This is a genomic window from Massilia sp. 01N410 (assembly GCF_056399665.1).
Map to the genome: position 1 here is coordinate 292,672 of NZ_JBFTRV010000005.1, position 22,957 is coordinate 315,628.

The following is a 22,957-nucleotide window of genomic DNA, read 5'->3' on the forward strand; positions in this document are numbered from 1 at the left end:
CCAATCCTTAGCCGCGCTTCTGCACCAACGTCAGAATGTCATAACTCGCCACCAGCTCATCATGCTGGTTGGTCACCTGCACGTCCCAGGCCACCACGCCCTGCCCGCGCCCCTGCTCGTCGGTGCGGTTGCGGTCCACCTTGCGCTTGCAGGTGAGGCGGGCGCGGATGGTGTCGCCGATCGCCACCGGCGCCACGAAGCGCAGGTTGTCGAGGCCGTAGTTGGCCAGCACCGGACCCGGGGCCGGCGACACGAACAGGCCGGCCGCCGCCGACAGCACGAAGTAGCCGTGGGCGATGCGCTTGCCGAACTGGGTGTCCTTGGCCGCGATCTCGTCGAAGTGCATGTAGAAGTAGTCGCCCGACACGCCGCCGAAATTGACGATGTCCGCCTCGCTCACGGTGCGGCGGTGGGTCAGCAGCGAGTGGCCGATTTCCAGGTCTTCGAACCAGCGGCGGAACGGGTGCACCTCGGTTTCCTTGACCTCGGCGCCGCGCACGTATTCGCCGGTTACCGCCGTCAGCATGGTCGGCGAACCCTGCACCGCGGCGCGCTGCAGGAAGTGCTTCACGGCGCGGATGCCGCCCAGTTCTTCGCCACCGCCGGCGCGGCCCGGGCCGCCGTGCTTCAGCTGCGGCAGCGGCGAGCCATGGCCGGTCGAATCGACGGCCGCCACGCGGTCGAGGATGTGGACACGGCCGTGCGAGGCCGCCGCCACCGGCACCGCATGCGCGGCGATCGCCGGATCTTTCGTGACGAGGGTCGTCACCAGGCTGCCCTTGCCGCGCGCGGCGAGAATCAGGGCCTCGTCGATGTCGCGGTAGGTCATCATGGTGCTGACCGGGCCAAAGGCTTCGACGTCGTGCACGGCGTCGTTCGTCAAACCGTTGCGGCACAGGATCAGGGTCGGCGAGAAGAAGGCGCCGGCACCTACGCCCTCGCCCACCGGCTTGAAGCCGTCGCGTGCGCTGAACAGGACTTCGTTGCCGCGCGCGAGCATCTCGACGCGCTCGCTGACGTCGCGGTGCTGCTCCATCGAGGCCAGCGCGCCCATGCGCACGCCCTCGACTTTCGGATTGCCGACCACGATCTTCGACAGGCGTGCGCGCAGGCGCTCGCCCAGCGCATCGGCGTGCTGTTCCGGCACGATGATGCGGCGGATCGCCGTGCACTTCTGGCCGGCCTTACCGGTCATCTCGCGCGCGACTTCCTTGACGAAGAGGTCGAATTCCTCGTCGTCCGGGCCGACGTCCGGCGCCAGGATGGCGGCGTTCAGCGAGTCGGCTTCGGCCGTGAAAGGCACGGCTTCGCGGATCAGGTTCGGGTTGGCGCGCAGCTTGGCGGCGGTGTCGGCCGAGCCGGTGAAGGTGACGGCGTCGAAGCCGGTCAGGCGGTCCAGCAGGTCGCCGGTGGAGCCGATCACCAGTTGCAGGCTGCCCTCCGGCACCAGGCCGGATTCCATCATCATCTTGACCACGGCATGGGTCAGGTAGCTGGTGGCGGTCGCCGGCTTGGCGATGCAGGGCATGGCCGCCAGGAAGCTGGGCGCGAATTTCTCGAGCAGGCCCCAGATCGGGAAGTTGAAGGCGTTGATGTGCACGGCCACGCCGCCGCGCGGCACCAGGATGTGGGTGCCGGCAAAGCCACCGCGCTTGCCCAACGCCATGGCCGGGCCTTCATGCAGCACGTTCGACGACGGCAGCTCGCGCGAGCCCATGCTGGCATAGGCGAACAGGGTGCCGATGCCGCCTTCGACGTCGACCCAGCTGTCCGGGCGGGTGGCGCCGGTCAGGTGCGAGATCTCGTACAGCTCCTCTTTCCGTTCCATGAGATGGAGCGCCAGGGCCTTCAGGCGCTGGGCGCGCTTCTGGAAGTCGAGCGCCATCAGCTCGCGTACGCCTTGCCTGCGGGCGTAGCCCAGGGCTTCGTCGAAGTCGATTTTTTCGGCGTGGGTGTGATAGATCAGCTGGTTGTCCAGGGCGCTGTGCAGGGGCTGGTGGGCTTGCTGGCCTTGCCAGCGGCCGGCGATGTAGCTTTGCAGGGTGGTTGGGGTCATTTTTTCTGTCTCCTTCGGTCAGTTTGGTCTAACGTCAGTATTTTCGAATTCGGATGCTTTTCCTTGGGTCCCCGCCTTCGCGGGGACGACGGTCTTTAGGCCACGTACCCAGAAACGTCATTCCCGCGCAGGCGGGAATCCAAGTTCCTACGAATACTCGCGGCTACTTTTTAGGACGGTGAGGTTCATCGAACACCAGCCGCCCGCGCCCAGCCTCCACCTCGGTAAAGGCCTCGACCTCCCGCAGCGACTTCATCGACCGCAGCGCCAGGTCGTGATACTGTCGCGTCCCATGACTCTTCCACGCGATCTCGTCGTCGGACACTTCGCGGATCACCTTGGCCGGCGCCCCCAGCACCAGGCTGCGCGGCGGGATCGCCATGCCGGCCTTCACGAAGCTTGCTGCGCCGACGATGGATTCCGCGCCGACCACGGCCTTGTCCATCACCACCGCATTCATGCCGACCATGGCATTGCGGCCCACGCGGCAGCCGTGCAGCACGGCGCCGTGGCCGATATGGCCGTCCACTTCGACCACCGTGTCGTCTTCCGGGAAGCCGTGCATCACGCAGGTGTCCTGCAGGTTGGCGCCCTCTTCCAGGATCAGGCGGCCGAAGTCGCCGCGCAGCGAGGCCAGCGGGCCGACGTAGCAGCGCGGGCCGACGATCACGTCGCCGATCAGCACCGCGGTCGGGTGCACGTAGGCGCTCGGGTGGACCACCGGGCGGATGCCGTCGATTTCGTAGATCGGCATCTCAGACCCGCTCGACGATAAGGGCGATGCCCTGACCGACGCCGATGCACATCGTGCACAGCGCATAGCGGCCGCCCGTGCGGTGCAGCTGGTTCACGGCGGCCGTCACCAGGCGCGCGCCGGAGGCGCCCAGCGGGTGGCCGAGGGCGATCGCGCCGCCGTTCGGGTTCACGCGCGGATCGTCGTCGCGCAGGCCGAGGTCGCGCAGCACCGCCAGCCCTTGCGAGGCGAAGGCTTCGTTCAGTTCGATCACGTCCATCTGCTCGATGCTCAGGCCGGTCATCTGCAACAGCTTTTTCGTCGCCGGCGCCGGACCGAAGCCCATGATGCGCGGCTCCAGGCCGACGCTGGTCATGCCGACCACGCGGGCGCGCGGGGTCAGCTTGTACTGCTCGATGGCGGCGCTCGACGCCAGCAGCAGCGCGCAGGCGCCGTCGTTCACGCCGGAGGCATTGCCCGCGGTGACCGAGCCGTCCGGCGTCACCACGCCCTTCAGCCTGGCCAGGCCTTCCAGGCTCACGTCGGGGCGCGGATGCTCGTCGGTGTCGAACACGCGCGATTCACCTTTCTTCCCATGCAGCGTGACGGGTACGATTTCCTCTTTGAAAACACCCGCCGCATTGGCCGCGGCCCATTTCTGCTGGCTGCGCAGCGCGAACACATCCTGGTCGGCACGCGAGACATTGAAATCGCGAGCCACGTTCTCGGCCGTCTCCGGCATCGAGTCGATACCGTATTCCGCCTTCATCTTCGGGTTCACGAAGCGCCAGCCGATGGTGGTGTCCTCGATCTTCGCCGTACGCGAGAAAGCGGTATCGGCCTTGCCCATCACGAAGGGCGCGCGGGTCATGCTCTCGACGCCCCCGGCGATGATCAAGTGGGCTTCGCCGGTGCGGATCGCGCGCGCGGCCATGCCGACCGCATCCAGGCTGGAGCCGCACAGTCGGTTGATGGTCGTGCCAGGCACCGAGGGCGGCAGGCCGGCCAGCAAGCCCGCCATGCGGGCCACATTGCGGTTGTCCTCGCCGGCCTGGTTGGCGCAGCCGTAGTAGACGTCGTCGACCTTGCTCCAGTCCACGCCCGGGTTGCGGTCGATCAGCGCCGCGATCGGCAGCGCGGCCAGGTCGTCCGCGCGCACGCCGGCGAGCGAACCGCCGAAGCGGCCGAAGGGGGTGCGGATGGCGTCGACGATGAATGCGTCAGTCATGAAAAAGTCTCCTCGGATTATTTGTTGCGCTGGTCGACCACGCGCCGCGCCTTGCCCGTCATCGAACGTTCGATGCCCTGGGCCGGCAGCAGGTTCACGCTGGTGGTCACGCCGATATAGGTCTTGATGCGGTGCTTCAGTTCCTGGGCCAGGGCCGCTACCTGCTCGTCCGCAAGGAGAGCTTCCCCCGCACCCGGGCGCAGCTCGCAGCGCACCTCCAGCTTGTCGAGGTGGCCGTCCTTGCTCACCACCAGCTGGTAGTGCGGGGCCAGCGCCGGCATCTGCAGCACCTGTTCCTCGACCTGGCTGGGGAAGACGTTCACGCCGCGGATGATCAGCATGTCGTCCGAGCGGCCCGTGATGCGGCCCATGCGGCGCATCGAGCGCGAGGTCGGCGCGAGCAGGCGCGTGAGGTCGCGGGTGCGATAGCGGATGATGGGCAGGGCCTCTTTCGACAACGAGGTGAACACCAGCTCGCCCTCGGCGCCGTCGGGCAGCACCTCGCCGGTTTCCGGGTCGATGATCTCGGGGTAGAAGTGATCCTCCCAGATCACCGGGCCGTCCTTGCTCTCGATGCATTCGCTGGCCACGCCCGGGCCCATCACTTCGGACAGGCCGTAGATGTCGACCGCGTCGATGCCTGCGCCCTGCTCGATCTCGCGACGCATGGCGTCGGTCCAGGGTTCGGCGCCGAAGATGCCGACCTGCAGCGAGGAGGTGGCCGGGTCGATTCCCTGGCGCTTGAATTCCTCGACGATGTTCAGCATGTACGAGGGCGTAACCATGATGATGGAGGGCTTGAAGTCCTGGATCAGCTGGACCTGCTTCTCGGTCTGGCCGCCCGACATCGGCACCACGGTGCAGCCCAGGCGCTCGGCGCCGTAGTGGGCGCCCAGGCCGCCGGTGAACAGGCCGTAGCCGTAGGCGATGTGGACCATGTCGCCGGGACGGCCGCCGGCCGCGCGGATCGAGCGCGCCACCAGGTCGGCCCAGGTGTCGATGTCGCGCCTGGTGTAGCCGACCACGGTCGGCTTGCCGGTGGTGCCGCTTGATGCGTGCACGCGCACCACCTGCTCCCGCGGCACCGCGAACAGGCCGAAGGGGTAGTTGTCGCGCAGGGTCTTCTTCTCGGTGAAGGGAAATTTCGCCAGGTCGGCGAGCGTCTTGAGGTCGTCCGGGTGCACGCCCTTCTCGTCGAAGGCGCGGCGGTAATGCGCCACGTTCTCGTAAGCGTGCTTGAGCGTCCATTTAAGGCGCTCGAGCTGCAGGGCCTGCAGCTCGTCGCGGCTGGCGCGCTCGATCGCTTCGAGATCGCCGGGTTGAGGAATGCCTTGCACCATCTGCCTCTCCTAACTTAATTACTGGGTATTGCCCGCTTCCGCCACCATGCCGTTCACACGGTGGGATTTGCCGCGAAAGAGCGCGACCTTGCGCCCCTCCTGGTTGGTGACCACGATGTCATAGACACCGGTCTTGCCGGACAGCGCCTGTTCGACCGCTTCGGCCGTCAACAGGTCGCCTTCGCGTCCCGGCGACAGGTAATCGATGCTGCAGCCGGCGCCGACCGTGTTGAAGTTGTGCGAGTTGCAGGCGAAAGCGAAGGCGCTGTCGGCCAGCATGAAGATATAGCCGCCGTGGCAGGTGCCGTGACCGTTCAGCATGTCCTCGCGCACGCGCATGCTCATGCGCGCATAGCCCGGGCGGATCTGGTCCAGGCTCATGCCGAGGCGCTGGCTGGCCGGGTCGCGCTCGAACATGGTCTTGCCGGCCAGTTCGGCCAGCTGCTGCGCACGTTCGCGGGTATCAAACTGCATGGAATCTTGCTCCTTCCGGATTGGCCGCCAGCTTGCGGCGCAACAGCGGCGAGACACGATAGCGGTCTTCGCCATAGCTGGCCGCCAGGTTGTGCAGCACGGCGGCCACGTGGCGCAGGCCCACCGCATCGGCCCAGGCCAGCGGCCCGCGCGGATAGTTCACGCCCTTCTGCATGGCGACGTCGACGGCGCGCGCACTGCACACGCCCTGGTTGACGGCGTCCGCCGCCTCGTTGGCCAGCATGGCGACGGTGCGCATCACGGCCATGCCGGGCACGTCGTCCAGGCGCGTGACAATGAAGCCGGCCGCCTGGAACAGGCCGACCGCGCCGCGCCAGGCTTCCTCGCTGCACTGGTCGGCTTTCGCCAGCGCGATGCGGGTGGCCCTGGCCGGGTCGAGCACCAGGTCGAACAGCACGGTATTCGGGTGATCGTCGTCGGCCGCGCGCTGGGTGGCGCTGCGGCCGTCGGTCAGGTAGATCGCGGCGCCATTGGCGTGGAAGGCCGGCTCTTTGCGGGTGTCGCTACCGTCGAACATCGAGGGATGGCTCGGATTGATCCCATGCGCCGCCAGGCGCTCGGTGACCACGGCCTGCAGCGCGTCGAAGACCGGATCGCTGAGGTCGCGCTGGCGCGTGATGCGCACCGTCGTCGGCATCTCAGCCGCCGGTTCGGCCTGGGCCGCCGGCGCAGCCACGCCCTCGCCATACCGGTAGAAGCCGCGTCCCGATTTGCGGCCGAGGAAGCCGGCATTCACCAGCTCCTGCTGCAGCACCGAGGGCGTGAAGCGGGGGTCGCCGAAATACGCCTTGAACACCGACTGCGTGACCGAGAAGTTGACGTCGTGGCCGATCAGGTCCATCAGCTCGAAGGGCCCCATGCGGAAGCCGCCGGCGTCGCGCATCACGGCGTCCAGCGTGGCCGCATCGGCCGCCTGTTCCTGCAGCAGGCGCAGGGCTTCCGCATAATAGGGACGCGCCACGCGGTTGACGATGAAGCCCGGAGTCGATTTCGCGTGCACCGGGTTCTTGCCCCAGGCTTCGGCGGTGGCGTAGACCGTGTCCGCCACGTTTTTATCGGTGGCGACGCCTTCGACCACCTCGACCAGCGCCATCAGCGGCACCGGATTGAAGAAGTGCATGCCGACCAGGCGCTCCGGGCGCTTCAGCCGGGCGGCGATGGCCGTCACCGAGATCGACGAGGTATTGGTGGCCAGGATGCAGTCCGGGCCAACGATGTCTTCCAGTCCGGCGAACAGTCCACGCTTGACCTCGAGGTCTTCGACGATGGCCTCGACCACCAGCGCCGCGTCCTTCAGCTCCGCCGTCGATGCGGCCGGCCGCAGGCGCTCGCGCGCCAGGCTGGCTTCATCCGCGCCCATGCGGCCCTTCTCGACCAGCTTGTCCCAAGCCTTGCCGATGCCGGCGATCGCCTTGGCGACGGCTTCGGGGCGCGTGTCGTAGAGCCGCACCTGGTGCCCGGCGCTTGCCGCCACCTGGGCGATGCCCGAGCCCATCGCGCCGCTGCCGACCACGGCGACGACGCTGCCCTTCTCCAGTACCTGGACCATCGATCATTCTCCCTTGAAGTGAGGCTGGCGCTTTTCGATGAAGGCGGCCACACCCTCGCGGTAGTCGTGGCTGTAGCCCAGTTCGCGCATCATGCCGGCTTCCAGCTGCAGTTGTTCTTGCAAAGTGTTGGTCCAGCTGGCCAGCATGGCTTTCTTGGTGAAGGCCAGGCCCTTGGTCGGCGCCTTGGCGAAGTGCTCGGCCATCGCCATCGCCTCGTCCATCAGGGCTTCGTCCGGCACGCAGCGCCAGATCAGGCCCCATTGCTCGGCCTTCTCGGCCGGCAGCTTGTCGCCCAGCAGGGCCAGGCCCATCGCGCGCGCCGGACCGATGAGGCGCGGCAGCACCCAGGTGCCGCCGGTATCGGGGATCAGGCCCAGCTTGCAGAAGGCCTCGATGAAGCTGGCGGATTTCGCGGCCAGCACGATGTCGCAGGCCAGCGCCAGGTTGGCGCCGGCGCCGGCGGCCACGCCGTTCACGGCGCAGATCACCGGCATCGGCAGGGTGCGCAGGGTCGTCACCAGCGGCGCATAGTATTTTTCGACCGATTCGCCGAGGTCCACGCCGGGCGCGCCCGGTTCGACGGCGCGGTCGTTCAGGTCCTGGCCGGCGCAGAAGCCGCGGCCGGCGCCGGTCAGCACCAGCACGCGGACGGTCTTGTCGGCCTGGAGCTTGTCCAGGGCGTCGCGGACTTCACCGTGCATGGCCTTGGTGAAGCTGTTCAGGCGATCGGGGCGGTTGAGGGTGAGGACGGCGATGCCGTCGGCTATGGTGAACTGGATGGATTCGTAGGTCATGGGTGTCTCCTCGTTGTTATCGTCTCCAACGTCATTCCCGCTTTCGCGGGAACGACGGCATGGCTACTTAATCGTGCACGTCGAAATCAACCACGATCTTATCCGTCACCGGAAAACTCTGGCAGCTCAGCACGAACCCGCGCGCCACTTCGTAGTCTTCGAGCGCGTAGTTGACGTCCATGTCCACCTGCCCTTCCAGCACCTTGCAGCGGCAGGTCGAGCACACGCCGCCCTTGCAGGAGTAGCGCATGTCCAGCCCAGCGCGCAGACCGGCGTCCAGCAGCGATTCCTTGTCCTTGTCCATCGTGAAGCTGGCGTGGACACCGTCCATGACCACGGTGACTTCGGTCTGGTGACGCGGCTCCGCCGTCACCGGGCGCGGCTTGCGCTCGCTCTTTGCCGCGCCGGCCGCGAACAGCTCGATGCGGATGCGCTCCTTCGGCATGCCGGCGCCTTGGAGGGCGGCCGAGACACCATGCATCATGTCTTCCGGCCCGCAGATGAAGGCGTAGTCGACGTTCTCCACGCGCAGCCAGTGCTGGAACAGTTCGCGGCACTTGTCTTCGGTGATGCGGCCGTGGAACAGCTCGATGTCCTGAGGCTCGCGGCTCATGATGTAGACCAGGTTCAGGCGCTCCAGGTACTGGTCCTTCAGGTCGGTCAGCTCGTCGCGGAAGATCACCGACGACGAAGCGCGGTTCCCGTACAGCAGGGTGAAGCGGCTGTGCGGCTCGGCAATCAAGGTGGTCTTGATGATCGAGAGGATGGGCGTGATGCCGCTGCCGGCCGCGAAGGCCAGGTAGTGGCGGCGGCTCTCCGGTTCGAGCGGCAGGTTGAAGCGGCCCTCGGGCGGCATCACGTCGATGGTGACGCCGGGGCGGATGCATTCGTTGGCCCAGGTCGAGAACAGCCCGCCGTTCACGCGCTTGATCGCCACGCGCAGGCGGTCGTCCTGCACCGCCGAGCAGATCGAGTAGGAGCGGCGCACGTCCTCGCCGTCGATCATCGCGCGCAGGGTCAGGTGCTGGCCCTGCTGGTACTGGAAGGCCTCGCGCAGCTGCGGCGGCACCTCGAAGGTGACCGCGATCGCGTCGCGTGTTTCGTGCTTCACCTTGGCGACGGTGAGTGGATGGAATTTGCTCATCGTTTTAATGACACTTGAAGTAGTCGAAGGGCTCGCGGCAATCGAGGCAGCGGTACAGCGCCTTGCACGGGGTCGAGCCGAACTGGCTGATGGCGAGGGTGTGGCGGGAACCGCAGTGCGGGCACGGCACTTCCGGCTCCTGGATCGCGTGCCTTTTCACACCGTGCTTCAGGGCGCTGATGTCGATCACCTGCTGGCTAGGGGGTGCGATGCCGTAGCCCTTCAGGGCCGCTTTGCCGGCCTCGCTCATCCAGTCGGTGGTCCAGGCCGGCGACAGGCGGGTGGCGATGCGCACGCGCTGGAGTCCGCGCGCACGCAGGGCGCTCTCCACGTCCTCGGCGATCACCTGCATGGCCGGGCAGCCGGAATAGGTCGGCGTGATCGTGACCACCCACTCGCCGGTATCGCCGGCATTGCCGTCGAAGGCGACATCGCGCACGATGCCGAGATCGACCACCGAGATCACCGGGATCTCGGGATCGGGCACCTCGCCGAGCCAGGCCCAGACCTGGGACGTATCGATCACCGTCTCCTCGCTCATGGTGCTGCCTTACCAATCCGCGCCGGGATAGGCGCGCTGCAGGAACTGCATCTCGGCCAGGATGTAGCCGAGGCGTTCGGTATGCCGGCCCTGCTTGCCGCCGCGCTGCATATAGGCCTCCGGCGACGGCATCGCCAGGGTCGCATCAAGCAGCACTTCGCCGACGTGCTGCAGGAAGGCTTCGCGCAGCGGCTCGGCGTGCGGCGCGACACCCTGCGCCACCATGGCCTCGTCGAGCGCGTCGTAGATGAACATCTCGCCGGCATAGGTCCACAGCTCGTCGACGGCGGCCTGCATCTTCGCGTGGCTGAGCGGCGTGCCGTCGCCCAGGCGCACCACCAGGTCGCCGCTGCGGCGCAGGTGGTAAGTGACTTCCTTGAGCGACTTTTCCGCGATCTCGGCGATGCGTTGATCCGTCGAGGCCAGCAGCCCGCGCATCAGGAAGTAGTGCCAGGTATCGAAGAAGAACTGGCGCACCATGACCTGCGCATAGTCGGCGTTCGGCTGCTCGACCAGCAGGCAGTTGCGGAATTCGCGGCTGTCGCGCAGGTAGGCCAGGCGGTCCTCGTCGCGGCCATGGCCTTCGAGTTCGCCGGCGTAGCTCAGCCACATGCGCGTCTGGCCGAGCAGGTCGAGGGCGACGTTGGTGAGCGCCATGTCTTCTTCGAGCGCCGGACCCTTGCCGCACAGCTGGGACAGCTGCTGGGACAGGATCAGGGCGTTGTCGCCCTGGCGCAGGAGATATTCGAACTTCGCGTTATCCACGCCCGGCCTCACAGGTTCTTGACTTCTTCCGGCATCGGGAAGAAGGTCGGGTGGCGGTAGACCTTGCTGTTGGACGGCTCGAACAGCGCGTCCTTGTCGCTCGGGCTGGAGGCGACGATGTCGGCCGCCTTCACGACCCAGATCGAGACGCCTTCGTTACGGCGCGTGTAGACGTCGCGCGCATTGTTGATCGCCATCTCGGCGTCGGGTGCATGCAGGCTGCCGACGTGCTTGTGGGCGAGTCCGTGCTGGCTGCGGATGAAGACTTCCCACAGTGGCCATTCTTTGCTCATTTTTGTGTCTCCTGTCTGCCGTCGCCCCCGCGAAGGCGGGGGTCCAACTTACTTTGCGAACCACTCACGCAAACTCGGGTCCCCGCCTTCGCGGGGACGACGGTGCTTGTTCTTACGCCGCGGCTTTCTTGTCCGCCTGCTTGTCCGCATACGCCACCAGCGCATCGCGGAACCATTCGCCTTCTTCCCAGGCCTTCACCCGCGTGCGCAGGCGTTCCTTGTTGCAGGGGCCGTTGCCCTTCAGGACGTTGTAGAACTCGTCCCAGTCGATCTCGCCGAAATCGTAGTGGCCGCGTTCTTCGTTCCACTTCAGATCGGGGTCGGGGATGGTGAGGCCGAGGAATTCGGCTTGCGGCACGGTCTGGTCGACCATGCGCTGGCGCAGCTCGTCGTTCGAGAACAGCTTGATGCGCCACTGGGTCGACTGCGCGCTGTTGACCGATTCGGCGTCCGACGGGCCGAACATCATCAGCGAAGGCCACCACCAGCGGTTCAGCGCGTCCTGGGCCATCGCCTTCTGCTCGGGCGTACCCTTGGCCAGCTGCATCATGATGTCGTAGCCCTGGCGCGCGTGGAAGGACTCTTCCTTGCACACGCGGATCATGGCGCGCGCGTAGGGGCCATAGGAGCAGCGGCAAAGCGGAATCTGGTTGATGATGGCGGAGCCGTCGACCAGCCAGCCGATCGCGCCGATGTCGGCCCAGGTCAGCGTCGGGTAATTGAAGATGCTCGAATACTTGGCCTTGCCCGAATGCAGGGCATCGAGCAGCTCGTCGCGCGAGACGCCCAGGGTTTCGGCGGCGCTGTACAGGTAGAGGCCGTGGCCGGCTTCGTCCTGGATCTTCGCCAGCAAAATGGATTTGCGCTTGAGCGTGGGTGCGCGCGTGACCCAGTTGCCTTCCGGCAGCTGACCGACGATCTCCGAGTGGGCGTGCTGCGAGATCTGGCGCACCAGGGTCTTGCGGTAAGCCTCGGGCATCCAGTCCTTCGGCTCGATCTTGACGCCGGCGTCGATGCGGGCCTGGAAAGCCTGTTCTTCCGCGCTCATGTCGTCGCGGGTCTGCACTTTCTTGAGGCCGGTTTCTACCATTTGGGCGTACATGGCTGTCTCCGTTTGTGTTCTGACTGAATCCATAATACGATACAAAAAACTCGATGTACACAAAAATTTTGAATCATATCGTGATGCAAGAGCTGTCGGCTGCGTCGTGATTGCGGTAAAGTAATCATATGAAAATGCTCACCAGCAACGAGTGGATAAACCGCTTCCTCGCCACCGATCCGCCGCGCTCCAAGTCGCTGGTGATGACCATCTTCGGCGACGCCATCGCCCCGCACGGCGCCCGCCTGTGGCTGGGCAGCCTGATCGAACTGGTGGCGCCGATGGACGTGACCGACCGCCTGGTGCGCACCAGCGTGTTCCGCCTGGTGCAGGAAGGCTGGCTGGTGGCCAACCGCGAGGGACGGCGCAGCAGCTATGCCCTGCTGCCGGAGGCGCGTCCGCGCTTCGAGCGCGCGAACCGCCGCATTTACGCCCCGCCGGGACTCGACTGGGACGGCCGCTGGACCATCGTCATGGCACCGAACGGCAGCATCGACGCCAGCCTGCGCACGGCCGTGCGCAAGGAACTCGAGTGGGAAGGTTATGCGATGCTGGCGCCGGGCCTGCTGGCGCATCCGGCCGCCGATCCCGCGCCGCTGGCCGAGATCCTGGACCGGATCAAGGCCGGCGGCAAGATCTTCGTCTGTAGCGCCGCCGAACTGCCGGATGCCGGCTCGCGTCCGCTGGGCGAACTGGTGCAGGAGGGCTGGGACCTGTCCGGCGTGGTATCCGACTACTGCCGCTTCATCGACGAATTCACGCCCCTGCTGGCGACCCTGCGCGAGGAAACGGACCTCACGCCCCAGGCCGCGTTCGTGGTGCGCAGCCTGCTGATCCACGCCTACCGCCGCGTCCAGCTGCACGATCCGATGCTGCCTTTGGCCCTGCTGCCGAATCCCTGGCCGGGCTCGGAGGCCTATGCGCTGGCGCAGGCGATCTACCGGCTGACCTGGGAAAGGGCCGAGGCCCACCTGATGGAGGTGCTGCGGCGTGAGGATCCGGAGGCGCCCGGCGCGGATGCCGGCTTCTACGACAGGTTCGGCGGATTGCGCTGAGACGCCGTCATCGACAGCCGGATACCCTCCACGCCCAGTTCCAGGTCCAGCCCCGGCCAGTACAGGCAGGTTTCGCCGAAGCACTCGACCCGGCACAGCTGCGCCACGGTCGCGTGCTCGAACCAGGGGAACATGGCGAATGGCAGGTACAGCTCCTCCCGATGGCAGCGCAGCCAGAAGCCCCGCCTGTCGATGCTGGTAATTTCGGCATGTGCGACACGAATTTCGTTCTTCATGTTTGTCCTCCCAAACGAGCACCTTAGCAAAAGGCGCAAGCCCGGCATTTGACCGGCAACAGACGAGCCGATTTGCGCACCGAAACGAGTCATGGGTATGATGCACGCCCTACCACTCAAATAACAGGACCTCGTCAAACCGTAGCGAGCGGCCGCAGTTTCGGCCGAGAAGCGCAGCCGTACTTACGGTACGGCGAGCATCGCAGGCCGAAAATGCAACGCGCAGCAGGTTTGACGAGGTCCCCACTACAGGACGCACCATGTCTATCAAGATCAGCAGCCAGTTCGACGCTGGCGCCATCGATATCGTGAACGCCACGAGCGCGAACGCCATCGACCTGAACATCCGCAAGGATTCGCACGCCGACATCACCCAGTGGTTCTACTTCCGCTTGCAGGGCGCGCAGGCCCAGCCCTGCACGATCCGCCTGCTCAACGCCGGCCAGTCGGCCTACCCGAAGGGCTGGGAAGACTACAACGCGATGGCGAGCTATGACCGCATCAACTGGTTCCGCGTGCCGACCAGCTTCGACGGCCAAGTGCTGACCATCGAGCACATCCCGGCCATGGACAGCGTCTACTACGCCTACTTCGAGCCCTACTCGTGGGAGCGCCACCTGGAGCTGCTGGACCGCGCCCAGCTGTCCGAGCAGGTGCGCATGGTCGACCTCGGCTCGACCGTCGACGGCCGCGACCTGAACATGCTGATCATCGGCGAACCTTCGCCCGCGAAGAAAAAAGTGTGGGTGATCGCACGCCAGCACCCGGGCGAGACGATGGCCGAGTGGTTCGTCGAGGGCATGCTCGACGCCCTGCTCGATCCCGCTCACCCCTTCGGCCGCCAGCTGCTGAAAGAAAGCGTGTTCTATGTGGTGCCGAACATGAACCCGGACGGCTCGGTGCGCGGCAACCTGCGCACGAATGCCGCCGGCGCCAACCTGAACCGCGAATGGCTGAACCCGACCATGGAGCGCAGCCCGGAAGTCTTCCTCGTCAAGCAGAAGATGCACGAGGTCGGCGTCGACATGTGCCTGGACGTGCACGGCGACGAAGGCCTGCCCTATGTGTTCATCGCCGGCAGCGAATCCCTGCCGAACTTCACGGCCGAACAGGCCGCCGCCCAGAAGGCCTTCTCGGACGCCTTCATGGTCGCCAGCCCGGACTTCCAGGACGTGCACGGCTATGGCGAGGCGCCCTATAGCGAAGAGACCCTGACCATGGGTTCGCCGCACATCACCCACGCCTTCGGCTGCCTGTCGCTGACCCTCGAACTGCCGTTCAAGGACAACGCCAACGATCCGGATCCGCAAGTGGGCTGGGATGGCGCGCGCAGCGCCCGCCTGGGCGCTAGCGTGCTGCAGCCGGTACTGCAGGCGGTCCGCGCGATCAAGTAAGTCTTTGCCCGGCCGGGAACCGCCCTGCGCCGCCGCCTGTCAAAAGCATGAGCGGCGGCCAGCGCCAGGGAAACTGCGGAGAGCGGCATGGGCAATGTCTATCGGCCAGGAGAAAGTCCGGCTGCGGGAGCGCTGCCTCCTGCCGGACTGGCGCTGGGCGACGCCTGGTTCTGGCATGCCGACCAGACGCTGCTGCATGCGCTGGTCGAGCACCCGAAGGTCTCTCCCGAGCATGCGGGTGTCCGCCTGCTCGGCTTCAATGGCGCCAGGCTGAACGAGTACATCGGCGACGGTCACTATGCCAGCGTGATCCGCATGCACCTGTCGCCGGATTGCCACTTCAGCGAAGTCTATCTCGGCGGCTTCGCCAACGACGCGCTCGAGCACCGGCTGGCGCTGCGCGACGATTGCTCCTCCGCCGCCGATCCGGCCGCCTGCTTCTCGCCTGCGCGCCTCGACCTGATGCTGTACCACATCAGCGAAGGCCTGAACGGCATCATCCGCGCCATCCGCTGGGCCTACCGCAAGACCACCTGGCAACAGCCGATCTTCCTGAACGGCTACGACTATCCGGTGCCCGACGGCCGCGGCTTCGTCAACAGCCATGGCGGCTGGCTCACGACCATCATGGACGACGCCAACGTCGATCCCGACCTGGCCTTCCGCACCGAAGTCATGAAGCGCATGATCGACGTGGTGAACGACGAGGTGCTGGCGGAATTCCACTCGCCCCTCGAGCGCGTGTTCCACGTCGACAGCCGCGGGGTCCTGGCGACCGACCCGGAACACTACGCGGAAGACTGGGAGAACGAGGGCTATCCGACCCGCGAGGGATTCATGAAGCTCCTCGAGCGGGCCTGGTTTCCCGCGCTCCAGCCCTTCCGCATCGTTTTATAGGAAAGTAAACACCTGTTCTTCCTGCAGGCGCGACTTCGGCAGGCCGGCGTTGAAGTCGGTCTCGGCGTGGTAGCCGAAGCTCAGCATGACCAGGCTGGTCAGGCCGCGCTCGTGCAGGCCGAACTCCGCGTCCAGCGCGGGGACGTCGATGCCTTCCATCGGCGTGGTGTCGATGCCCAGGTTGGCGGCGCCCAGCATGGCGGTACCGAGGGCGATGTAGACCTGCTTTTCCAGCCACTGCGGCAGGTCTTTCTGGGTGTAGCGGTGCAGGTTCACATAACCCAGGCGGCCCTTGGCCTGGCCGGCCCTGGCGGCTTCGTCGCGGAAGCGGCCGTCGCGCTGCTCCTGCTCGAGGATGCTGTCGAGGTGCTTCTGGTCGGCATCGGCGCGCACGCAGAACAGGATCACGTGCGAAGCGTTGAGGATCTTCGGTTCGTTGTAGATGAAACCGCCCTGGGCGCCCTTGGCCATGCGGGCCTTGGCTTCCGGCGTGCTGGCGACGATGAAGTGCCAGGGCTGGGAGTTGACCGAGGACGGGCTGTTGCGCAGCAGACCATAGATCTGCTGCATCAGTTCCTCGGGGACGCGACGGGTCGGGTCGTAGGCTTTGGCGGTGTGGCGCTTGGTGGCGGCGGCGAGAATGTTCACGTGGTTCCTTTTTTATGTACAGTGCATATCTGCACATTATTGCAGGAACCCAAAATTCGCGTGCGAGGCGGACTCGTCCGCCTTCAAAGGCAATCAGCTGCCCGCAATCACCATCTTCTCGATCAGGATCGAGCCCGTCGACTTGTTGCCACGCGTCAGCACGTCATTGCCGATGCCGACGATGGACTGGAACATCTCCTTCATATTGCCGGCGATGGTGATCTCTTCGACCGGGTACTGGATCACGCCGTTCTCGACCCAATAGCCGGACGCGCCGCGCGAATAGTCACCGGTCACGTAGTTGGTGCCCTGCCCCATCAGTTCCGTGACCAGCAGGCCGGTGCCCATCTTGCGCAGCATGCCTTCGAAGTCGTCGGCGATCTTCGTTTCCTTCGACAGGATTTCCAGGTTGTGCGAGCCGCCGGCATTGCCGGTGGTCTGCATGCCCAGCTTGCGTGCCGAGTAAGAAGACAGGAAATAGCCCTGCAGCACGCCATCGCTGACGACCTTGCGGGTCTGGGTACGCACGCCTTCTTCGTCGAAGGGCGAGGAGCCGACCGCGCCGACGATGTGCGGGTCTTCGACGATCTGGATGTGCGAAGGGAAGATCGACTTGCCGAGAGAATCCAGCAGGAAACTCGACTTGCGGTAGAGGGCGCCGCCCGAGGTTGCCTGGACGAAAGAGCCGACCAGGCCGGCGGCCAGCGGGGCTTCGAACAGTACCGGGCAGGTGCGGGTGTCGAGCTTGCGCGCGTTCAGGCGCGCCAGGGCGCGTTCGGCGGCGTAGCGGCCGACCTTTTCGGGATCGGCCAGCTTTTTCGGGTCGCGCGCGGAGGTATACCAGTCGTCGCGCTGCATCTTGTTGCCCTTGCCGGCGATCGGCGCGACCGACAGGGTATGGCGCGAGAATGGGTAGCCGGCGCAGAAACCGAGGCTGTTGGCGGCCACGAAGTGCGACTGCTGCACGTAGACGCTGGCGCCTTCGCTGTTGGTGATGCGCTTGTCGACGCCGAAGGCGGCCGCTTCGCAACGCTGGGCGATGCGCACGGCGTCCTCGGCATCGATGTCCCAGGGGTAGCACAGACGCAGGTCGCGCGGGTTCATTTCCAGCAGATCGGCGTCCGGCAGGCCGGCGGCCGGGTCTTCGGCGGTGAAGCGGGCGATGTTGTAGGCCGCCTCCACCGTGGCGCGCAGCGAGGCGCTGGAGAAATCGGAGGTGCTGGCATGGCCGCGGCGCTGGCCGCAGTAGACGGTCACGCCGATGCCCTTATCCTTGTTCTGCTCGATGGTCTCGACCTGGCCCTTGCGCACCGTCACCGCCAGACCGCTACCCTCGCTGATCTCGACCGCCGCGTCGCTGGCGCCGGTTTCCTTTGCAATTGCCAGCACGTCCTGTGCGAGCTGCTTGAGCTGATCCTGGGTATGGGTGAAGACGGAGTCGTTCATGTGCGTTTGTCGTAGCGAGCCCTAAAACAGTTATCATAGCAGCCGTTTACTGTTTTTACCGTCCAGACGTGCGTCTGACGAATCTAGATCATCATGCCAAATGCAAACCGCGGCGCTGTCGGCTTCCGCTCCGACGAGTTCGAACCGGAATACGACCGCCCCTCCAAGTCCGAACTGAAGCGGCAGAGTAACGAGTTGCAGAAGCTCGGCGAACAGCTCATCGAAGCGCCGCGCGACCGCGTCAAGCGCGTGCCGATGCCGGACGAGGTCAAGGATGCGATCCTCATGGCCCAGACCATCACCAACCACGAAGGCCGCCGCCGCCAGTTGCAGTACGTGGGCAAGATGATGCGCTCCCTCGACGAGGAGGAAGTCGCCGTCATCCAGCGCACCATCGAGAGCTGGAAGGGCACCTCGAAGGCCGAAGCTGCCGCCCTGCACGCGCTGGAGCGCCGCCGCGAGAAGCTGCTGGCCGACGACAAGGCCCTCACCCAGCTGCTGGGCGAGCATCCGGAGCTGGACGCGCAGCACCTGCGCACCCTGATCCGCAATGCGCGCAAGGAGCAGGCCGAGAACAAGCCGCCCAAGGCCTACCGCGAGATCTTCCAGATCCTGAAGGACCTGGCCAAGGCGCCCAAGGCTGCCGCGGAAGGCGATGGCGAAGAGGAAAGCGGCGATGAGTCTGGAGAATAAGGTCCAGGACCCGGCGCGTGAGCTCGTGATTGGCCTGATCTCGGTCTCGGACCGTGCCAGCGGCGGCGTGTACGAGGACAAGGGCATCCCCGCCCTGCAGGAATGGCTGGGCAAGGCCCTGACCACCCCGTTCCGCGTCGAGACCCGCCTGATCCCCGACAACCGCGACGACATCGAGAGCGCGCTCATCGAACTCGTCGACGAAGTGCGCTGCCACCTGGTGCTGACCACCGGCGGCACCGGCCCGGCGCGGCGCGACGTCACGCCCGAGGCGACCCTCGCCATCGGCACCAAGGAGATGCCGGGCTTCGGCGAGCAGATGCGCCAGGTCAGCCTGCACTTCGTGCCGACCGCGATCCTGTCGCGCCAGGTGGCCGTGATCCGCGAGACGCCCGACCCCGCTTCTGAACATGCTGCCCTGGTCATGAACCTGCCGGGCCAGCCGAAGTCGATCAAGGAAACCCTCGAGGGCCTGAAGGACGCGGACGGCAAGACCATCGTCAACGGCGTGTTCGCCGCGGTGCCCTACTGCATCGACCTGATCGGCGGTCCCTTCATCGATACCGACCCGACCGTGTGCGCCGCCTGGCGCCCCAAGAAAAAATAAGGATGCATGCATGAGCGAGCTGCTCGACCACGTCACCATCGACACCAGCGACAACCCGGAAATCTCCGTCATCTGGCTGCATGGCCTGGGCGCGGACGGCAACGACTTCGTGCCCATCGTGCGCGAGCTCGACCTGGCCGGCCTGCCGGGCATCCGCTTCATCTTCCCGCACGCGCGCACCATGCCGGTCACCGTCAACGGCGGCTACGTGATGCGCGCCTGGTACGACATCACAGGCGCCGAACTGACGCGCCGCGAAGACGAAACCGGCCTGCGCGCTTCGCAGAAGGAAGTCGAAGCCTTCATCGCGCGCGAAAAGGCGCGCGGCATCCCGGCTTCGCGCATCGTGCTGGCCGGCTTCTCGCAGGGCTGCGCGATGACCATCCAGACTGGCCTGCGCCACCCGGAAGCGCTGGCCGGCATGATCTGCCTGTCGGGCTATGTGCCGCTGTCGGCCACGCTGGCGACGGAACGCACCCCGGAAAGCCTGGCCACGCCGATCTTCATGGCCCACGGCCGCCACGACAACGTGGTGCCCTTCGCCCGCGCCGAGCAGTCGCGCGACCTGCTGGTCTCGCTGGGCTACCAGGTCGAGTGGCACGAGTACGCCATGCAGCACTCGGTGTGCCTCGAGGAAGTCCAGGCCATCTCGGCCTTCTTCAAAAAAGTATTGGGCTAAAGCGATGGCGAAGAAAGAAGAACTCGACGAAGAGACCATGGCGCTGATCAACTGGTGCATCGAGGTCGAGAAGCACCTGGTGGCCGGCGGCGCCACCCAGAAGCAGGCGCAGGACTACATCGAAGAGAATGTCGAGTGGTTCACCGACATGTTCTACGATGAGTTCACGCCGGAGCAGGCGGCCAAGGAAGCGTTGGCCTAGTTCTACATTCCGCGGAAGAGGTGCTGGAAGCGCTGGCTCACCGGCAGCCTGGCCTCATGTCCGCGCAGTTGCACCCATAAAGTCCCGTCCTCGGCGCGCGCCGCCGCCGCGATCCGCTTGACCGCCACCATGTAGCCGCGGTGGATCTGCCAGAACGCCGTCCCATCCAGCGACTCCGCCAGCTCCTTCAGGCTCAGGCGGATGTGCGCTTCCATCGAATCCGTCACCACCCGCGTGTACTTGGCGTCGGCGCAGAAGTACACCACGTCCGCCAGGTCGATGAAGTGAATGGTGTTGCCGACCGTGGCCTGCAGCCAGGCCGGCTGGCTCTTCGGCAGCGGCTGCGTCAGCCGCGCCAGGTCCGGCGGCGTTGCCTCGATGCGCGCCCGCACCCGTTCGACCGCCCGTGCAAGGCGCTCCATGCCCAGCGGCTTCGACACGTAGTCGACCGCGCCTTCGTCGAAGGCTGCCAGGGCATGCTCGCCGAAGGCCGTCACGAAGACGACGTGGGTGCGCGCCCCGAACACGCGCGCCAGTTCCAGGCCGTCCAGGCCGGGCATGCGGATGTCGAGAAAGGCGGCCTGCGGCGCCATCTCGCGGCACAGGCGCAGCGCCTCGATGCCGTCCTCCGCCTCGACGATGCGGGCCTCGGGCCACAGCTGCGCCAGCGCTTCCCTCAGCTCGGCGCGCAGCAGCGGCTCGTCGTCCGCGACCAGGATGCAGGGCCCGCTCAAGCCGCCCTCTCCAGGCCCGGCTTCCCGTCCGGCTTTCCGTCCAAGATCGGCAGCATCAGCACGGCCTCGGTCACGCCGGCCGGTGTGCGGCGCAGGTCGAAGGCGGCCGCATCGTCGTACAGCGCGGCCAGCCGCTGGCGCAGGTTGCGCAGGCCGACGCCGCTGCCCAGCGTCGTGGCGCCTATCCCTGCGCCATCGTCGCCGACCGTAATCGTCACCGCTGCGCCGGCGCGCTGCGCGTCGAGGCTCACGCTGACGGGGCCGGGTTTGCGCTCGACGCCGTGCTTGACCGCGTTCTCCACCAGCGTCATCAGGAGCAGCGGCGGCACCGGCATATCGGCCAGGTCGGCCGGACAATCCAGGCGGTAGTGTAGGCGCTGGCCGAAGCGGATCGCCATCAGGGCCAGGTAATGGCCGGCGAGGTCGAACTCGCGGCCCAGCGTCGATTCCTGGCGGCGCATGTCGGGCAAGGCGCTGTGCAGGTAGGCGATCAGGTGCTCCAGCATCTTCGCCGCGCGCTCCGGATCATGGCGCGCCAGGTAGCGGGTATTGGCGAGGGTGTTGTACAGGAAGTGCGGCTCGACCTGGGCCTGCAGGGCTTTCAGCTCCGCGGCCAGCACCGCGTGGCGTAAGCCGGCCAGTTGCCGGGCGCGGGTGCGAACCTGGGCCTGCCACAGCGGCAGGCCGAGCGCCAGCGTGCTCACGCCAAAGGCACAGGCCATGACCTGCAGGTCCGGCAGCCCCGGCAAACCACGCGACCGCATCCACGCGTGATAAGGCGTCAGCATCGCCACCGTTCCGGCGGCGCTGGCCATGAGCAGCGCACTCCATGCCGCGGTCCATCCGAAGCGGACGGCGGCCGCGCGCGCGCCCAGCAGCAGCGCCGCACAGCTCAGCAGCATCGGTCCGAGTACCGCCGCGAACAGGCCGATCAGCGAATACCGCTGCAGCCAGGCGGCGCCGGCCACGAAGGCGCACAGCACGGCCAGGCTGCACAAGCCCTGGCGCGCGCTGCAGCCGTACAGGCGCCGCACGGCCGCGACGGCGGTGTCGTCCTGCACGCTCACAGGATCGGCGCCGTCGGCAAGGCGGGGCCGGGCTGCATGGTGTCGACCGGGACGTCCTGACCGACCTGCTCGAAGCCGAGGCGGTCGATCCATACCTGCCCCTTGCCGATATTGTTCACGCCGAACATGATGGCCGCGGCATCCTGCGGCACGTCCAGCACCACGCTGCGCTCCTGCCAGTCCGTGCTGCCCCTGATCGGCCTGTCGGCGCTGTTGTAGAAGGCGACACTGCGGCCGGCACGGTTATCGACCCGCATCCACAAGCCCGCCCAGCCGCTCACGTCCTGGGTCTTTACGAATGCGCGGAAGCGGATGCGCTGGCCGAGGTAGTTCTGGGCCGAGATCACTTGTGCCAGCGACGCCCAGGCATTCGGATCGTCGGCCTTGTTGCGCAAGAATTTGGCGCCCCGCACCCCGGGGTCCTGGTCGACGCCGGCGCCGAACTTCTGTGCATGGGTACCGGTGACGAACCAGGCGGGCGGCAGCGGCTCGGGACCGGCTGCGCATACCGGCGCCGAGTATGCGGCGATGGCGGCAGCCAGGATGAAAGACGCTTTCATGGCCGCCTTCACAGCGACGGCGAAGCCGGCAGCGAGTGATTCCTGAAGCTGTCGACCGGCACGTCCTGGCCGACAGCCTCGAATGCGAGCTGGTCGATCCATACGGTTCCCTTGCCGCTGTCGATCACCCCGAACGCGATCCGGGTCGCCTCCTGCGGCACGTCCAGCACCACGCTGCGCTCCTGCCAATCCGTGCTGCCCTTGATCGGCCTGTCCTGGCTGTTGTAGAAGGCCAGCCGGGCCGGGCCGGCGCCATCCACCCGCATCCACAGGCCCGCCCAGCCGTCGACGTCGCGGGTCCGCACGCGGGCGCGGAAGCGAACCCGCTGGCCGACGTAGTTCTGGGCCGAGACCACCTGGGTCAGCGAAGCCCAGGCCAGACTGTCATCGCTGGTATTGCTCAGGAATTTGGCGCCCTTGACGCCATCCGCCTGATCGACGCCGGCCGTGAATTTTTTCACGTGCTTGCCGTCCAGCTGCCACGGCGCCGGCAGCGGTTCGGGAGCGGCGGCCAGGGCCAGAACCGAGGTGGCGGCGATCGCCGCGGCGAGCACATACTGTGGTTTCATTCGTGTCTCCGTTAGTTGAGGGCTGTTACGCGCCTCTACTTTGCCGGCTGCCGGCGCATCGTGTGCGGGCATGCGACGAAGGGCCGGCCGGCGGCGACGAGCGCGGCGTCCCGCCGACGAGCTGGTCCG

26 protein-coding genes are annotated in these 22,957 nt (G+C 66.5%); 7 read left to right on the plus strand and 19 right to left on the minus strand.

Annotation, left to right across the window (positions count from 1 at the left end; genetic code table 11):
* Window positions 1-7: 7 nt before the first annotated feature.
* The 12 genes from paaZ to paaA all read right to left on the minus strand — a co-directional run bounded on the left by paaZ (window position 8) and on the right by paaA (window position 12,041).
* Window positions 8-2,056, minus strand: coding sequence for a phenylacetic acid degradation bifunctional protein PaaZ (paaZ, locus tag AC1DOP_RS09495; protein ID WP_477250843.1), 2,049 nt, complete (start codon window positions 2,054-2,056; stop codon window positions 8-10).
* Between the two features lie 163 nt (window positions 2,057-2,219).
* Entirely contained in the window at window positions 2,220-2,810 is a 591-nt protein-coding gene (paaY, locus tag AC1DOP_RS09500) for a phenylacetic acid degradation protein PaaY (protein ID WP_441934554.1), read from the minus strand.
* A 1-nt stretch (window position 2,811) separates the two neighbouring features.
* The gene (gene pcaF / locus AC1DOP_RS09505; protein ID WP_441934552.1) at window positions 2,812-4,017 is read right to left on the minus strand and encodes a 3-oxoadipyl-CoA thiolase; all 1,206 of its coding nucleotides are present in this window, start codon (window positions 4,015-4,017) and stop codon (window positions 2,812-2,814) included.
* A 17-nt stretch (window positions 4,018-4,034) separates the two neighbouring features.
* Window positions 4,035-5,357 (minus strand): phenylacetate--CoA ligase PaaK, encoded by a 1,323-nt coding sequence (paaK, locus tag AC1DOP_RS09510; RefSeq protein WP_441934550.1) that lies wholly within the window; start codon window positions 5,355-5,357, stop codon window positions 4,035-4,037.
* 18 nt (window positions 5,358-5,375) lie between these two features.
* The gene (gene paaI / locus AC1DOP_RS09515; protein ID WP_441934548.1) at window positions 5,376-5,831 is read right to left on the minus strand and encodes a hydroxyphenylacetyl-CoA thioesterase PaaI; all 456 of its coding nucleotides are present in this window, start codon (window positions 5,829-5,831) and stop codon (window positions 5,376-5,378) included.
* Window positions 5,821-7,401, minus strand: coding sequence for a 3-hydroxyacyl-CoA dehydrogenase PaaH (paaH, locus tag AC1DOP_RS09520; RefSeq protein ID WP_477250844.1), 1,581 nt, complete (start codon window positions 7,399-7,401; stop codon window positions 5,821-5,823). Before paaH ends, paaI begins: the two co-directional genes overlap by 11 nt.
* Before the next feature lie 3 nt (window positions 7,402-7,404).
* Complete coding sequence (paaG, locus tag AC1DOP_RS09525; RefSeq protein WP_477250845.1) at window positions 7,405-8,196, minus strand: 2-(1,2-epoxy-1,2-dihydrophenyl)acetyl-CoA isomerase PaaG; 792 nt, start codon at window positions 8,194-8,196, stop codon at window positions 7,405-7,407.
* 67 nt (window positions 8,197-8,263) lie between these two features.
* On the minus strand, window positions 8,264-9,340 hold the full coding sequence (gene paaE / locus AC1DOP_RS09530) for a 1,2-phenylacetyl-CoA epoxidase subunit PaaE (RefSeq protein ID WP_477250846.1): 1,077 nt from the start codon (window positions 9,338-9,340) through the stop codon (window positions 8,264-8,266).
* Window positions 9,341-9,344: 4 nt separating this feature from the next.
* A complete protein-coding gene (gene paaD, locus AC1DOP_RS09535) occupies window positions 9,345-9,881 on the minus strand; it encodes a 1,2-phenylacetyl-CoA epoxidase subunit PaaD (protein ID WP_441934541.1) in 537 nt (178 codons plus the stop codon).
* A gap of 9 nt (window positions 9,882-9,890) precedes the next feature.
* Window positions 9,891-10,646 (minus strand): 1,2-phenylacetyl-CoA epoxidase subunit PaaC, encoded by a 756-nt coding sequence (gene paaC, locus AC1DOP_RS09540; protein ID WP_441934539.1) that lies wholly within the window; start codon window positions 10,644-10,646, stop codon window positions 9,891-9,893.
* An 8-nt stretch (window positions 10,647-10,654) separates the two neighbouring features.
* Window positions 10,655-10,939, minus strand: a complete 285-nt coding sequence (paaB, locus tag AC1DOP_RS09545) for a 1,2-phenylacetyl-CoA epoxidase subunit PaaB (RefSeq protein WP_047821541.1) — start codon at window positions 10,937-10,939, stop codon at window positions 10,655-10,657.
* A 112-nt stretch (window positions 10,940-11,051) separates the two neighbouring features.
* The gene (gene paaA, locus AC1DOP_RS09550) at window positions 11,052-12,041 is read right to left on the minus strand and encodes a 1,2-phenylacetyl-CoA epoxidase subunit PaaA (protein ID WP_441934537.1); all 990 of its coding nucleotides are present in this window, start codon (window positions 12,039-12,041) and stop codon (window positions 11,052-11,054) included.
* 128 nt (window positions 12,042-12,169) lie between these two features.
* On the opposite strand from paaA, the gene paaX reads away from it, so the two are divergent.
* Window positions 12,170-13,096, plus strand: a complete 927-nt coding sequence (gene paaX, locus AC1DOP_RS09555; RefSeq protein WP_477250847.1) for a phenylacetic acid degradation operon negative regulatory protein PaaX — start codon at window positions 12,170-12,172, stop codon at window positions 13,094-13,096.
* Here paaX and AC1DOP_RS09560 read toward each other — a convergent pair.
* Complete coding sequence (locus tag AC1DOP_RS09560) at window positions 13,069-13,332, minus strand: DUF2442 domain-containing protein (RefSeq protein ID WP_441934533.1); 264 nt, start codon at window positions 13,330-13,332, stop codon at window positions 13,069-13,071. The genes paaX and AC1DOP_RS09560 overlap by 28 nt on opposite strands.
* 260 nt (window positions 13,333-13,592) lie before the next feature.
* Between AC1DOP_RS09560 and AC1DOP_RS09565 the strand changes: the two genes are divergently transcribed.
* On the plus strand, window positions 13,593-14,726 hold the full coding sequence (locus AC1DOP_RS09565; RefSeq protein ID WP_477250848.1) for a M14 family metallopeptidase: 1,134 nt from the start codon (window positions 13,593-13,595) through the stop codon (window positions 14,724-14,726).
* Window positions 14,727-14,813: 87 nt separating this feature from the next.
* The gene (locus AC1DOP_RS09570) at window positions 14,814-15,623 is read left to right on the plus strand and encodes a hypothetical protein (protein ID WP_477250849.1); all 810 of its coding nucleotides are present in this window, start codon (window positions 14,814-14,816) and stop codon (window positions 15,621-15,623) included.
* Here the strand turns inward: AC1DOP_RS09570 and nfsB are convergent.
* Window positions 15,618-16,271, minus strand: a complete 654-nt coding sequence (gene nfsB / locus AC1DOP_RS09575; protein ID WP_477250850.1) for an oxygen-insensitive NAD(P)H nitroreductase — start codon at window positions 16,269-16,271, stop codon at window positions 15,618-15,620. The two genes, AC1DOP_RS09570 and nfsB, sit on opposite strands and share 6 nt — an antisense overlap.
* Before the next feature lie 93 nt (window positions 16,272-16,364).
* Window positions 16,365-17,717 carry a metalloprotease PmbA gene (gene pmbA, locus AC1DOP_RS09580; RefSeq protein ID WP_477250851.1) on the minus strand — a complete coding sequence of 451 codons (1,353 nt, stop codon included), beginning with the start codon at window positions 17,715-17,717 and terminating at the stop codon, window positions 16,365-16,367.
* A 93-nt stretch (window positions 17,718-17,810) separates the two neighbouring features.
* Between pmbA and yjgA the strand changes: the two genes are divergently transcribed.
* The 4 genes from yjgA to AC1DOP_RS09600 are packed head-to-tail and all read left to right on the plus strand — an operon-like array spanning window position 17,811 to window position 19,898.
* On the plus strand, window positions 17,811-18,410 hold the full coding sequence (gene yjgA, locus AC1DOP_RS09585; RefSeq protein ID WP_441934524.1) for a ribosome biogenesis factor YjgA: 600 nt from the start codon (window positions 17,811-17,813) through the stop codon (window positions 18,408-18,410).
* Window positions 18,394-19,017 carry a molybdopterin adenylyltransferase gene (gene mog, locus AC1DOP_RS09590; RefSeq protein ID WP_441934522.1) on the plus strand — a complete coding sequence of 208 codons (624 nt, stop codon included), beginning with the start codon at window positions 18,394-18,396 and terminating at the stop codon, window positions 19,015-19,017. Before yjgA ends, mog begins: the two co-directional genes overlap by 17 nt.
* Before the next feature lie 10 nt (window positions 19,018-19,027).
* Window positions 19,028-19,696, plus strand: coding sequence for an alpha/beta hydrolase (locus tag AC1DOP_RS09595; protein ID WP_441934520.1), 669 nt, complete (start codon window positions 19,028-19,030; stop codon window positions 19,694-19,696).
* 4 nt (window positions 19,697-19,700) lie between these two features.
* Window positions 19,701-19,898 carry a hypothetical protein gene (locus tag AC1DOP_RS09600; protein WP_441934518.1) on the plus strand — a complete coding sequence of 66 codons (198 nt, stop codon included), beginning with the start codon at window positions 19,701-19,703 and terminating at the stop codon, window positions 19,896-19,898.
* A 2-nt stretch (window positions 19,899-19,900) separates the two neighbouring features.
* On the opposite strand, the gene AC1DOP_RS09605 is transcribed toward AC1DOP_RS09600, so the two are convergent.
* The 4 genes from AC1DOP_RS09605 to AC1DOP_RS09620 are packed head-to-tail and all read right to left on the minus strand — an operon-like array spanning window position 19,901 to window position 22,828.
* Window positions 19,901-20,632 (minus strand): LytR/AlgR family response regulator transcription factor, encoded by a 732-nt coding sequence (locus tag AC1DOP_RS09605; protein WP_441934517.1) that lies wholly within the window; start codon window positions 20,630-20,632, stop codon window positions 19,901-19,903.
* Window positions 20,629-21,699 carry a sensor histidine kinase gene (locus AC1DOP_RS09610; RefSeq protein ID WP_441934515.1) on the minus strand — a complete coding sequence of 357 codons (1,071 nt, stop codon included), beginning with the start codon at window positions 21,697-21,699 and terminating at the stop codon, window positions 20,629-20,631. The genes AC1DOP_RS09605 and AC1DOP_RS09610 overlap by 4 nt, the downstream gene beginning before the upstream one ends.
* Window positions 21,696-22,259: a transcriptional regulator gene (locus AC1DOP_RS09615; RefSeq protein ID WP_441934513.1), complete on the minus strand. Its 564-nt coding sequence runs from the start codon at window positions 22,257-22,259 to the stop codon at window positions 21,696-21,698. Before AC1DOP_RS09615 ends, AC1DOP_RS09610 begins: the two co-directional genes overlap by 4 nt.
* Window positions 22,260-22,267: 8 nt before the next feature.
* On the minus strand, window positions 22,268-22,828 hold the full coding sequence (locus AC1DOP_RS09620) for a transcriptional regulator (RefSeq protein WP_441934511.1): 561 nt from the start codon (window positions 22,826-22,828) through the stop codon (window positions 22,268-22,270).
* Window positions 22,829-22,957 lie beyond the last annotated feature (129 nt).

Coding starts and splice junctions, on each gene's coding strand:
- paaZ (WP_477250843.1), bottom strand. CDS start 2,056: ATGACCCCAACCACCCTGCAAAGCTACATCGCCGGCCGCTGGCAAGGC.
- paaY (WP_441934554.1), bottom strand. CDS start 2,810: ATGCCGATCTACGAAATCGACGGCATCCGCCCGGTGGTCCACCCGAGC.
- pcaF (WP_441934552.1), bottom strand. CDS start 4,017: ATGACTGACGCATTCATCGTCGACGCCATCCGCACCCCCTTCGGCCGC.
- paaK (WP_441934550.1), bottom strand. CDS start 5,357: ATGGTGCAAGGCATTCCTCAACCCGGCGATCTCGAAGCGATCGAGCGC.
- paaI (WP_441934548.1), bottom strand. CDS start 5,831: ATGCAGTTTGATACCCGCGAACGTGCGCAGCAGCTGGCCGAACTGGCC.
- paaH (WP_477250844.1), bottom strand. CDS start 7,401: ATGGTCCAGGTACTGGAGAAGGGCAGCGTCGTCGCCGTGGTCGGCAGC.
- paaG (WP_477250845.1), bottom strand. CDS start 8,196: ATGACCTACGAATCCATCCAGTTCACCATAGCCGACGGCATCGCCGTC.
- paaE (WP_477250846.1), bottom strand. CDS start 9,340: ATGAGCAAATTCCATCCACTCACCGTCGCCAAGGTGAAGCACGAAACA.
- paaD (WP_441934541.1), bottom strand. CDS start 9,881: ATGAGCGAGGAGACGGTGATCGATACGTCCCAGGTCTGGGCCTGGCTC.
- paaB (WP_047821541.1), bottom strand. CDS start 10,939: ATGAGCAAAGAATGGCCACTGTGGGAAGTCTTCATCCGCAGCCAGCAC.
- paaA (WP_441934537.1), bottom strand. CDS start 12,041: ATGTACGCCCAAATGGTAGAAACCGGCCTCAAGAAAGTGCAGACCCGC.
- paaX (WP_477250847.1), top strand. CDS start 12,170: ATGAAAATGCTCACCAGCAACGAGTGGATAAACCGCTTCCTCGCCACC.
- AC1DOP_RS09560 (WP_441934533.1), bottom strand. CDS start 13,332: ATGAAGAACGAAATTCGTGTCGCACATGCCGAAATTACCAGCATCGAC.
- AC1DOP_RS09565 (WP_477250848.1), top strand. CDS start 13,593: ATGTCTATCAAGATCAGCAGCCAGTTCGACGCTGGCGCCATCGATATC.
- AC1DOP_RS09570 (WP_477250849.1), top strand. CDS start 14,814: ATGGGCAATGTCTATCGGCCAGGAGAAAGTCCGGCTGCGGGAGCGCTG.
- pmbA (WP_477250851.1), bottom strand. CDS start 17,717: ATGAACGACTCCGTCTTCACCCATACCCAGGATCAGCTCAAGCAGCTC.
- yjgA (WP_441934524.1), top strand. CDS start 17,811: ATGCCAAATGCAAACCGCGGCGCTGTCGGCTTCCGCTCCGACGAGTTC.
- mog (WP_441934522.1), top strand. CDS start 18,394: ATGAGTCTGGAGAATAAGGTCCAGGACCCGGCGCGTGAGCTCGTGATT.
- AC1DOP_RS09595 (WP_441934520.1), top strand. CDS start 19,028: ATGAGCGAGCTGCTCGACCACGTCACCATCGACACCAGCGACAACCCG.
- AC1DOP_RS09600 (WP_441934518.1), top strand. CDS start 19,701: ATGGCGAAGAAAGAAGAACTCGACGAAGAGACCATGGCGCTGATCAAC.
- AC1DOP_RS09615 (WP_441934513.1), bottom strand. CDS start 22,259: ATGAAAGCGTCTTTCATCCTGGCTGCCGCCATCGCCGCATACTCGGCG.
- AC1DOP_RS09620 (WP_441934511.1), bottom strand. CDS start 22,828: ATGAAACCACAGTATGTGCTCGCCGCGGCGATCGCCGCCACCTCGGTT.